Source organism: Arthrobacter sp. Y3223164 (assembly GCF_059091005.1).
The window spans coordinates 1-10,701 of sequence record NZ_JBNHGF010000064.1 but is presented as its reverse complement, the minus strand read 5'-3'; the positions used below and the strand labels follow the sequence as shown (position 1 = coordinate 10,701).

Annotated in this window: 6 protein-coding genes and 2 tRNA genes; 5 read left to right on the top strand and 3 right to left on the bottom strand. The window is 69.5% G+C overall.

Annotated elements, in window-relative coordinates; all coding sequences use genetic code 11:
- Positions 1-201 (bottom strand): alcohol dehydrogenase catalytic domain-containing protein (locus AC5RUJ_RS05685; RefSeq protein ID WP_494155659.1); only part of this gene is annotated, 201 nt, incomplete at its 3' end.
- 89 nt (positions 202-290) lie between these two features.
- On the opposite strand from AC5RUJ_RS05685, the gene AC5RUJ_RS05680 reads away from it, so the two are divergent.
- The 3 genes from AC5RUJ_RS05680 (at position 291) to AC5RUJ_RS05670 (ending at position 5,817) form a co-directional block, all read left to right on the top strand.
- A tRNA-Ser gene (locus AC5RUJ_RS05680) sits at positions 291-378 on the top strand.
- Between the two features lie 191 nt (positions 379-569).
- Positions 570-1,070 (top strand): septum formation family protein, encoded by a 501-nt coding sequence (locus tag AC5RUJ_RS05675; protein WP_494002301.1) that lies wholly within the window; start codon positions 570-572, stop codon positions 1,068-1,070.
- A gap of 334 nt (positions 1,071-1,404) precedes the next feature.
- Positions 1,405-5,817, top strand: coding sequence for an ExeM/NucH family extracellular endonuclease (locus AC5RUJ_RS05670; protein ID WP_494128115.1), 4,413 nt, complete (start codon positions 1,405-1,407; stop codon positions 5,815-5,817).
- Between the two features lie 60 nt (positions 5,818-5,877).
- Here the strand turns inward: AC5RUJ_RS05670 and AC5RUJ_RS05665 are convergent, their stop codons facing one another.
- Entirely contained in the window at positions 5,878-7,881 is a 2,004-nt protein-coding gene (locus AC5RUJ_RS05665; RefSeq protein ID WP_494128114.1) for an FAD/NAD(P)-binding protein, read from the bottom strand.
- A 58-nt stretch (positions 7,882-7,939) separates the two neighbouring features.
- Here AC5RUJ_RS05665 and AC5RUJ_RS05660 point away from each other — a divergent pair, with 58 nt between their 5' ends.
- Both AC5RUJ_RS05660 and AC5RUJ_RS05655 read left to right on the top strand, forming a co-directional pair.
- Positions 7,940-10,006, top strand: coding sequence for a prolyl oligopeptidase family serine peptidase (locus tag AC5RUJ_RS05660; RefSeq protein WP_494128113.1), 2,067 nt, complete (start codon positions 7,940-7,942; stop codon positions 10,004-10,006).
- 65 nt (positions 10,007-10,071) lie between these two features.
- A tRNA-Ser gene (locus AC5RUJ_RS05655) sits at positions 10,072-10,160 on the top strand.
- A gap of 100 nt (positions 10,161-10,260) precedes the next feature.
- Here the strand turns inward: AC5RUJ_RS05655 and AC5RUJ_RS05650 are convergent.
- A partial coding sequence (locus AC5RUJ_RS05650; protein ID WP_494155658.1) for an aromatic-ring hydroxylase C-terminal domain-containing protein occupies positions 10,261-10,701 on the bottom strand: 441 nt, incomplete at its 5' end.

Below are 10,701 nucleotides of genomic sequence, written 5' to 3'. Positions count from 1 at the left end.
GCCCGACACCTCCAGGCCGGGGATCTCGGACGCACCGGGCGGCGGCGGGTAAACGCCCAGGCGCTGCTGGACGTCGGCGCGGTTCACTCCCGCGGCGGCGACGTCGATCACCACCTCGCCCTCGGCTGGTTGCGGTGCTCCGGTCTCCCGCATGTTCAGGACCTCGGGTCCGCCTGCTCCGTCGTAGAAAACCGCCTTCATACCAGCCTTTCGCCTTGTCCGGGGCATCAAAACCCCGGTGCCTGCGCGCTTTGCCCGGGTAGACCCCTCCGTGTCAGACTACAAGGTAAGGAAGGTTGTCCGAGCGGCCGAAGGAGCTGGTCTTGAAAACCAGTAGGCGGTAACCCCGTCTCATGGGTTCAAATCCCATACCTTCCGCTTCCAGCAGGTGTCCGGGCCGTTTCGCCCGGGCACCTGCTGCATTTGGCTCCCACACCGGGCCGCGGTCCCGGTCCCGCCGGGCGGATGGTCCGGACGCCGGCCATCCGGCGTCAAGTATTCTGGCCCGGCGCTCCCCCGGTATACCCTCGGCTAGGAGTCGTTCGCACCAAAGCTTGAGGAGTCCACCCGTGCCCAGCCAGCCAGCACCCGTCCGCCGCCCCCTCAAGGCGGCCACCGCCGTCGTCCTTCTGGCGCTGCTTAGTGGCTGCGGGGGTGAAACGGAGGAACCGCCGCGGGATGAGTCCGGTGCGGTGACGGAGGCCGCCGCGGCCGGCGCCTACGCGATCAAGGTGGGCGACTGCCTGAACAATCCGGACACCGACCGCCTGACCGAGGTGGAGTTCGTCCCGTGCGACCAGGCCCACGAGCTGGAGGCGTTTGCCGCCAGCAACCTGCCGGAGGGCGATTTTCCCGGCGACAAGGAAGTGGCGGCCAAGGCCGAGGAGTTCTGCGTGGCCGAGTTCGAGGCCTTCGCCGGCATCCCCTACGACGATTCGGCACTGGAGCTGACCTACCTCAACCCGACCGAGGCCAGCTGGACCGGCGAGGAGGACCGGGAGCTGCTGTGCCTGCTCGGCGAGGAAGGCTCGAAGCCCGTCACCGGCACGCTGAAGGACGCCCGGCGCTAACGTCCCGGCCGTCGCCCCGGAGGTACCTTCCCGGTGGTAACTGCGGCTAGGTAGCTCCGGCTAGCGTCCCAAAGCTAGCTACCCGGACGTCGTCCCCAAAGCTAGCTACCCGGACGTCGCCCCGGCCTTCCTGTCAAGAGCGGGAGCCGTTCCTCGGCGAATTTAAACGTTCTTTCGCAGAAGTCTTCCACTGCTTCTGGCCCTCGGGTAACCTCCCGTTCATCCGTGCCCGCTGGACTGGGGGCGGTGCGCCCTGTGCACCGTGCAACCAGCTGTGCCGCAGCCCTTCCCTGCGGTCCGAGGAGCATTACTTCCACCTGAGAGATAGGGCCACATGGCTACTTCATCACCGAAGACCGCGCTGGCGGCGGTCCTGACGGCAGGGTTGGTGGCGGCGCCTTTCGCCGCGTTACCTGCGCACGCGGCCGACCCGGTCGAGCTGAACCTGCTGAGCATCAACGATTTCCACGGCCGGATCGACGCGAACACCGTCAAGTTCGCCGGCACCGTGGAGCAGCTCCGCGCGCAGAACCCCGAGGGGACGCTGTTCACCTCCGCCGGCGACAACATCGGCGCCTCCGTCTTCGCGTCCTCCACGCAGCAGGACCAGCCGACCATCGATGTGCTCAACGCCCTGGAATTGGCGACGACGGCGGTGGGCAACCACGAGTTCGACGGCGGCTTCGCGGACCTGACCGACCGCGTGGCGGCCGCGTCCGACTACCCGCAGCTGGGCGCCAACGTGTACCGTGCCGGCACCACGGAGCCGGCCCTGCCCGAGTACGAGCTGGTCACGGTCAACGGCGTGAGCGTCGGCGTGGTCGGAGTGGTCACGGAGGAAACCTCCTCGCTGGTGTCCCCGGGCGGGATCGCGGACCTGGAGTTCGGCGACCCGGTGGACGCCGTCAACCGGGTGGCGGCCCAGCTGACCGACGGCGAAGGCGACGAAGCCGACGTCATCATCGCGTCCTTCCACGAGGGAGCGAACACCAACACCGATCTGGGCGGCGCGGTGGGCGCCAGCGCCGTGTTCAATCGGATCGTTAACGAGACCAGCCCGGACGTGGACGTCATCTTCAACGGCCACACCCACCAGGCCTACAGCTTCGACGCCCCGGTCCCGGGTGCGGAGGGCAAGACCCGGCCCGTGGTGCAGGCAGGCTCCTACGGCGAGAACATCGGCCAGGTGCAGCTAAGCTATGACCCCGCGACGGACGAGGTCGTGGCGCACACCGGGGCCGTGGTGCCGCGGACCAAGACCGCGGACGGTGACCTGGCGGCCGCGTACCCGCGGGTGGCCGAGGTATCCTCGATCGTCCAAGCCGCACTCGAGCACGCCGCGGAGGTCGGCGCCCAGCCCGTCGGCTCTGTCACGGCCGACATCACCACTGCGTTCCTGCCCGACGGGCCGGATGCCGGCACGGAACCGGACCGCGACGACCGCGCCTCGGAATCGACGCTGGGCAACCTCGTCGCCGACTCGCTGCTGGCGTCGCTGTCTACCGCCGAACGCGGCGGCGCGGAGATCGGCGTGGTGAATCCCGGCGGCCTGCGCAACGAGCTCTACTACGCGCCCGACGGCACCGTCACCTACGCCGAGGCCAACGCGGTGCTGCCCTTCCTGAACAACCTGTGGACCACCACGCTGACCGGCGCGCAGGTCGAGGCCATGCTGGAGCAGCAGTGGCAGCGCACGGCCGCCGGCGACGTGCCGAGCCGCGCCTACCTGCAGCTTGGCCTGAGCAAGAACGTCAACTACACCTACGACCCGGCCCTGCCCGAGGGGGAACGCATCACCGGCGTCTGGGTCAACGGCGAACCGCTGGACCCGGAACGCGGCTACCGCGTGGGCACCTTCAGCTTCCTTGCCCAGGGCGGCGACAATTTCCACATCTTCAACGACGGGACCGACACCCGCGACTCGGGCCTGGTGGACCGCGACGCGTGGATCACCTACCTCCGGGGCAACAGCCCGCTCTCCCCGGACTTCGCCCGGCGCAGCGTGCAGCTCACCGGCGCGCCGGAATCCGTCAGTCCCGGCCAAAAGGTCAGCGTGCAGGTGGCCAAGCTGGACCTGACGTCGCTGGGCGCCCCGGTCACCACCGAGGTGTCGCTGGCCTACGTCGACGCCGCCGGCACCAGCACCACGCTGGGCACCTTCCCGGTGGCCGACGGCGCTGCCTCCCTTGAGTTCACCGCACCGTCCGCGCTGGACGGCGGCTACTTCACATTGACCGCGGACGCGTCCGGAACCACCTTCCGGCTGCCCACCACCCTTATCGCCGGAGACACCGGCGCCGACCATGTAGTGATCAACGAAGCCTATTTGTCCGGCGGCAGCGCCGGCGCGGCCTACCGGAACAAGTTTGTGGAGTTGTACAACCCCACGGACGCCGACATCAGCCTCGACGGCTGGTCGCTGCAGTACCGCTCGGCCACCGGCACCGGAAACCCCAGTGCCGTGGCAGAACTGTCCGGCAGCATCAAGGCCGGCGGACACTATCTGGTGCAGGCCAACTCCAACGGCAGCAACGGCGAGGACCTGCCGGAGCCTGACCTGGTGACCGGCATGGCCCCGTCCGGCACGAGAGGCACCCTGGTGCTGTCGAACCAGGCCGGTGCGGTGGCGGACCTGGGCACCGGCTCGGTCGTCGACCGCGCCAACGTGGTGGACCTGTTGGGCTACGGCACCTCGAACACCTTTGAAACCGAAGCGGCCCGGGCGCCGGACAGCAACCAGGACGTGCGGTCGCTGAACCGCGCCGAGGGAACGGACACCGACAACAACTCCGCGGACTTCAGCCTCAGCGAAGACATCACCCCGCAGGGCGCCGGCGGGGGTGACGGCGGTGGCGATCCCGTACCGCAGCCGCGGTCCGTGGCCATCGCCGACATCCAAGGCACCGGCACGCAGTCCCCGCTGGCCGGCCAGACCGTGACCACCCGGGGCGTGGTCACCGCCGCCTACGCCACGGGCGGTTTTGACGGCTACTACCTCCAGACGGAAGGCACCGGCGGCGACACCGACGCGGCAGCCCGGGCGGCGTCCGATGCCGTCTTCGTCTACTCCCCCGCCACCGTCGGCCAGGTGAAGGCCGGCGACTTCGTGGAGGTCACGGGCAAGGTCAGCGAGTTCCACGGCCTGACCGAGCTCACGGTGGCCGCCGACGGACTGAAGCAGCTCACCGAGGCGGCCGCGGCCCCGAAGGCGGCCGCCATCGGGTGGCCCGCCACCGACGACGAGCGCGAGAAGTTCGAGGGCATGCTGCTGGCTCCCCAGGGCGGCTTCACCGTCACCGACAACTACTCCCTGAACCAGTACGGTGAAATCGGCCTGGCCGCCGGAAACTCCCCGCTGGTGCAGCCGACCGCCGTCGGAACCTACGGTTCGGACGCGTTCTGGGCCGAAACCGAGAAGAACGCAGCCCTGGCCGTCACGCTGGACGACGGCTCAAGCGTCAACTACCTGGGCTCCGACGCCAACAAGGACATCCCGCTGCCTTACCTCTCCGCCGAGGATCCGGTTCGGGTGGGGTCCCCGGCCACATTCACCACCAACGTCGTGCTGGATTACCGGTTCGATCTCTGGCGTTTCCAGCCGCTGGGACACCTGACGGTGGAGAACGCGGAAAGCGTCCAGCCGGCGTCGTTCCAGAACACCCGCACTGATGCTCCGGAACAGGTCGGCGGCGTGAAACTGGCCTCCTTCAACGTGCTGAACTACTTCACCACCACCGGCGATCAGGTGGCGGGATGCGGTGCCTTCACGGACCGCGACGGCAACCCGGTCACGGCCCGGAACTGCGACGCCCGCGGCGCCTGGGACGCGGCGAACCTGGAACGCCAGCAGGACAAGATCGTGGCAGCCATCAATGCGCTGGACGCGGACATCGTGGCGCTGGAGGAGATCGAGAACTCCGCGCAGTTCGGCAAGGACCGCGACGCCGCCCTGGCCGCGCTGACCGAGGCACTGAATGTGGACCTGGGCGACACCCGCCACCACGGCAAGCATTCGGGCAAGGGGCCTCAGCACGGCGGGTGGGACTACGTCCGGTCGCCGGAGGAGCTGCCGGCGCTGGCGGATGAGGACTTCATCCGCACGGCCTTCATCTACAAGAAGGACGAGGTAAAGACGGTGCGGGAGTCGGTGATCCACAACGACACCGCAGCCTTCGCCAACGCCCGCAAGCCGCTGGCCCAGGCGTTCAAGGCCAAGAACGGCGCCTCGGATACCTTCATCGTGATTGCCAACCACTTCAAGTCCAAGGGCTCCGGCCCGAAGTCGGGCGAGAACGCCGACCACGGCCAGGGCGCCTGGAACGCCGCCCGGACCGCGCAGGCGCATTCCCTGGTGGACTTTGCGGATCGGCTGCAGGAACAGTTCCGGACCAACAAGGTGCTCCTGACCGGCGATTTCAACTCCTACGCGAAGGAGGACCCGATCAGGGTCCTGACCGACGCCGGGTACGTCGACCAGGGCGCCAAGACCGGCGAGCACAGCTACAGCTTCGGCGGCATGGTCGGTTCGCTGGACTACATCTTCGCCTCGCCCGCCGCGGACGCGAAGGTCGAGGGCGCAGACATCTGGAACATCAACTCAGTGGAGTCGATCGCGCTGGAGTACAGCCGGTACAACTACAACGCCACCGACTTCTATGCGCCGGACCCCTACCGGGCCAGCGACCACGATCCGATCATCGTGGGCCTGGACATGGGCAAGGACAAGGCAGCCGGCAGCGTCCGTTAGACAAACAAACGCGTAGGCCCTCCCCCGCCGGGGAGGGCCTACGCGCGTCCATGGCCGGGGTCAGTACCCCGGCACCCCGCTGGCGACCACGTCGGTGCCCGCCTGTGCGGGGCCGGCCAGGCTCCTGTTGTCTGCCGCGGCCAGGATGGCGCGCGCTATCCGGTCCGCATCCTGCAGCGTACGGCCGCCGGTGTCGCCCGGCGCCCCGGCCTCGGCGGCGATCGACGTGCCCCACTGGACCGAGGACAGCTGCAGTCCGATCACGTACAGGCTCCGGGCCGGATGGCCGTTTCGGTCCAGCGGACGGTAAGGCGGCAGCGTCACGTCCAGGCCCGACGAGGTCACCGGCTGTCCGTTGGGCCCGATCATCAGCCTCGGCCGGACCAGGCCGTCCTCGAGCATCCGCCGCAGCAACGGAGACCGGTTGTGGGCCACCCGGTTGGCCGGCATCATCGCCTCCACCAGGTACGCGCCGGTGTATTCGGCGCCGTCGACCCACGGCGACGTCACCCGGAACCGGCCGCTGTCCGGGTCCACCTCGTAGACCGGTTCCGGCCCGGCGAACCGGACGATGCCGGCCCGCGCCAGGGCGGCCAACTGCTCGATGCGCTGGGCCGGCGGTCCGCTCGCCAGCCCTTCGACCAGCGGTTCGAACCAGCCGCGCAGCTCGGCAAGCCACGATTCCTCCGTGATGCCGCCGTCGGCCACAATCTTCTTCAACAGCGAGCGCCCGGCGTTGAGTGCCCCGATGGCCATCTTGAGCGGATCGTCGGTACCGCGGGCGGAACCCATGGCATCGGCATCCAGATAGTCCAGCACGGCCTGCTCGTAGTCTGCCGCGGAGGCAAACTTGCGCCCGTTGAACGGCTTGGCCAGTGCCTCCACGTCCAGCAGCCGGTGCCCGGCGACCCGTTCCGACAGGTAGGCCCCCGCCCGCACCAGCAGGGTGCGGCTGCCCGGCTCCGTCTTCTCCGCCAGCAGCCGCTCCAGCCCGGCCAGCAGCTCCTCCGGCGGCACGCTCAGGCACTCCGGTTCCACCCGCGCGAGCGTGGAGTAGTAGGCCCAGTAGACGTCGCGGTGCAGCATCGGCCACAGGTCATGGTCGAAGCCGGGCTGCACGCCGGCTTCGGCATACAGGCTGGCCGCGTGCGTGGTGAAATGCCGCAGCTCCACGCCAGCCGGGATGTAGCTGTCGATCCTGGCCTTCGCCCGGTACGGCGTGCCCCGCCGGGAGCCGGCCACCAGCCGCGGTTCCTTCCCCGAAGGGACGTAGCGCAACGGCTCGGTGTCCGTCGCCGGGAGGAACCTTCCGCCGCGGCCTTCGGTGACCTGCACCATCAGGTCGAAAAAGTTCAGCCCCATGCCGCGCACCAGCACCGTGCGGCCGGGCGGGAGCCTGTCCCAGTCCACGTCGGCCGGCACCCTCGGCGGCAGGTAGTTCAGGCCGTGCCGGGCCGCTGCATCCTGCAGCTGCTGCTGCTCCGGATTCAGCGCGGCGGGAACGTGCCCCAGGGCAAGCACCACGGCGTCCGCCGCCACGGTGGCACCGTCGGCCAGCTCAAGCTGCCATTCGCCGTCGTGCTCCGAGAGACCGGTGGCCTCCGCCGAATGCACGGTGAGGGACACGTCCGCCCCGGTCCGGGCGGCCAGCTGCGCGAAGGTCCAGGTCAGGTAGCGCCCGTAGAGTGCCCGGCTGGGAAAATCGGCCGGCCCCAGCGCAGCGGCCTCCTCGCGGTCGTCCTGCGGCACCTCGGGAAAGCTGCCGGCCGCGACCGCGGAGCGCCAGGCCTCGAAGGTCATGCCCGCCACCGGATCGGGGCCCACCTGTGGGGTCCCCGGGGCCGGCACCACCGTGGGGAACAGGCAGGGGGTGTTCATCAGGAACAACCGGGACTGGCCCGGCTGCCAGACATGCCCGGCGCCGGGAGGATAGGGATCGATCAGATGGATCCGCAGCCGCGCCCCGCCGTGGGCCCGGTGGTTGGACAGCAGCCGCTCCAGCACGGAGGTGCCCCGCGGGCCGGCGCCCACGATCGCCACACGGTAACTGCCCGGATTGTCCATCCGTCTAGCCTACGGGTTGGGAACCGGCTCCCCGTGGCGGCATGCCTAGGATGGGTCCATGGCCAAGGACACCGCGCATCTGCCCCAGGACGACTTCATCTGGCTCGAGGACATCTACGGCGACAAGCCCCTGGAGTGGGCGAAGGCACAAAACCAGCGCACCGAGGCCAAGCTCGTGGACGACTCGTTCACGGCGCTGGAGGCGGGCATTCTGGAAGTCCTGGACGCGGAGGACCGGATCCCGCCCGTCATCAAGCGCGGCCCGCACTACTACAACTTCTGGCGGGACAAGGCCAATCCCCGCGGCCTGCTGCGCCGCACCAGCTGGGAGAGCTACCTGACCGATTCCCCGGACTGGGAGGTGCTGCTGGACGTCGACGCGCTGGCCGCCGCCGAGGGCGTCGACTGGGTCTATGCCGGTTCGTCCTTCCTGCGCCCGGCCGACGGCACCAGCTACCGGCGTGCCATGCTGCGGCTCTCCCCCGACGGCGGCGACGCGGTGCGGCTGCGCGAGTTCGACGTCGAGGACCGCGCCTTCGTGCCCGGCGGCTTCGACATCCCGGTGGCCAAGAGCTACGTCTCCTGGCTGGACGAGGACCGCATCCTGCTGGGCACCGACTTCGGCCCCGGCTCGCTGACCACTTCCTCCTACCCGCGTACCAGCCGCATCCTGCGCCGCGGCCAGGCTCCGGAGGCTGCCACCGAGTACTTCGACGTCCCCCAAGACCACATGCTGGCCCAGGTGGGCCACGACTCCACCCCCGGCTTTGAACGGGACGTGGCGGTGGACGTCATCGATTTCTTCAACTACCGCACCTACCTGCGGCGCGACGGCGAGTGGCTGCCCATCGACGTTCCCACCGACGTGAACGTGGATCTCCACCGCCAGTGGCTGCTGCTGCGGCCGCGGGACGACTGGGAACTGGACGGCACCGTCCACCCGGCCGGGTCCCTGCTCGCCGCCGATCTGGAGGCGTTCCTGGCCGGCGACCGTTCCCTGCAGGTCCTCTTCGCCCCCGACGCGGCAACCTCGCTGCAGTCCTGGAGCTGGACCCGGAACTACCTGCTGCTCAACCTGCTGCAGGACGTCTCGTCCCGGATCCTGGTGCTGGATCCGGCCGCGCAGTGGGCCGCCTCCGAACTCCGTGACTGCCCGCCGCTGCACGCCGTGGATGCATCCGGGGTGGACGACGACGAATCCGACGACTACTGGCTGGTGGCCACCGGCTACCTCACCCCGTCGACCCTCTCGCGCGGCACCATCGGTGGGCCGGCACTGGAAGTCAAGGCATCGCCGTCGTACTTTGACGCCTCCGCCTACGAGGTCCAGCAGCACTTCGCCACCTCCAAGGACGGCACGCAGGTCCCCTATTTCCAGGTGGGCCCCAAGGATCTTGCGTACGACGGCGGCAACCCGGTGCTGCTCTCGGGTTACGGCGGGTTCGAAGTCGCGCGTACGCCCGGCTACAGCGGCACGGTGGGACGGGCCTGGCTGGAACAGCGCAGCGAGGAGGGGCGCGGCGGCGTGTACGTGGTGGCCAACATCCGCGGCGGCGGCGAGTACGGCCCGGGCTGGCACCGGGCGGCGCTCCAAGCCAACCGGCACCGCGCCTACGAGGACTTCGCAGCGGTGGCGCAGGACCTGATGGACCGCAGGGTCACCCGCCGGGAGCGGCTGGGCTGCGCCGGCGGATCGAACGGCGGCCTGCTGGTGGGAAACATGCTGACCGGCTATCCGCACCTCTTCGGCGCGGTGTCGTGCGGGGTGCCGCTGCTGGACATGGCCCGCTACACCCGACTCTCCGCCGGTTACTCCTGGATCGCGGAGTACGGGGACCCCGAGGACCCGGCACAGTGGGAGTTCATCCGCACCTTCTCGCCCTACCACCTGCTCCAGCCGGGCACCGAGTATCCCGACACACTCATCTGGACCGCCACCTCGGACGACCGGGTGGGCCCGGTGCAGGCCCGCAAGATGGCCGCCCGGATGCAGGAACTCGGGGTCGAAAACGTCTGGTTCCACGAAGCCCTCGAGGGCGGACACGCCGGCGCCAGCGACAACAAGCAGACGGCCCGGTTGCAGGCGCTCTCGCACGCGTTCCTGTGGCGCGCGCTGACCGGCTGAGCCGTTCGCGGTTTTGCTCTTGGCCCCGGATTCTGGGTAGTCTTGTGTGGCTAGCAATAGCGTATGGAGACGTGCCAGAGCGGCCGAATGGACTTCACTGCTAATGAAGGGTCGGGGTTAAACTCGACCGGGGGTTCAAATCCCCCCGTCTCCGCGTCAACTCCCCCGGGAAACCGGGGGAGTTTTTGCGTCTGGGCCTCGCGTTCCGGCGGCCCGGCCGCTTGATGAGGGCCCGCCTCCTCCCCGCCGCGGCGTCACGGCCGCGCAGGCCCGAACCAGCGGGCGAGCGCGTCATCCAGTCCCGACTGAGTTCCGTCCCCCGTCCACGCCACATGCCCGTCGGGCCGGATCAACACCGCGGCCGGCGCGCTGACCGAACCGATGACGGGAAGCTCCCACCCGCCGTCGTACCTGGCGTCCACCAGTTGCACCCGGTCCGCCCACTGCCCCAACCCGATGCTGCCCGGCGCGCCGAGGTTCAGCAGCACCGCGCGGGCTTCATGCAGGAGGGTGAACACCCGCAGCGGGCCCCTGGCGGTGACCAGGTCGAGATCGGGCATGCGCCGCCCGAGCAGCGGGTGCCCCTCGCCGAGGTCGTAGCGGACGTCCAGGCCGGAGATGAGTGCAGCCAGCCGCTTCCGGGCCTCGTCGATCGTGAGCAGTCCGGCCACCGTGTCGGCCAAGGCGCCGACGCG

Coding starts and splice junctions, on each gene's coding strand:
- AC5RUJ_RS05670 (WP_494128115.1), top strand. CDS start 1,405: ATGGCTACTTCATCACCGAAGACCGCGCTGGCGGCGGTCCTGACGGCA.
- AC5RUJ_RS05665 (WP_494128114.1), bottom strand. CDS start 7,881: ATGGACAATCCGGGCAGTTACCGTGTGGCGATCGTGGGCGCCGGCCCG.
- AC5RUJ_RS05660 (WP_494128113.1), top strand. CDS start 7,940: ATGGCCAAGGACACCGCGCATCTGCCCCAGGACGACTTCATCTGGCTC.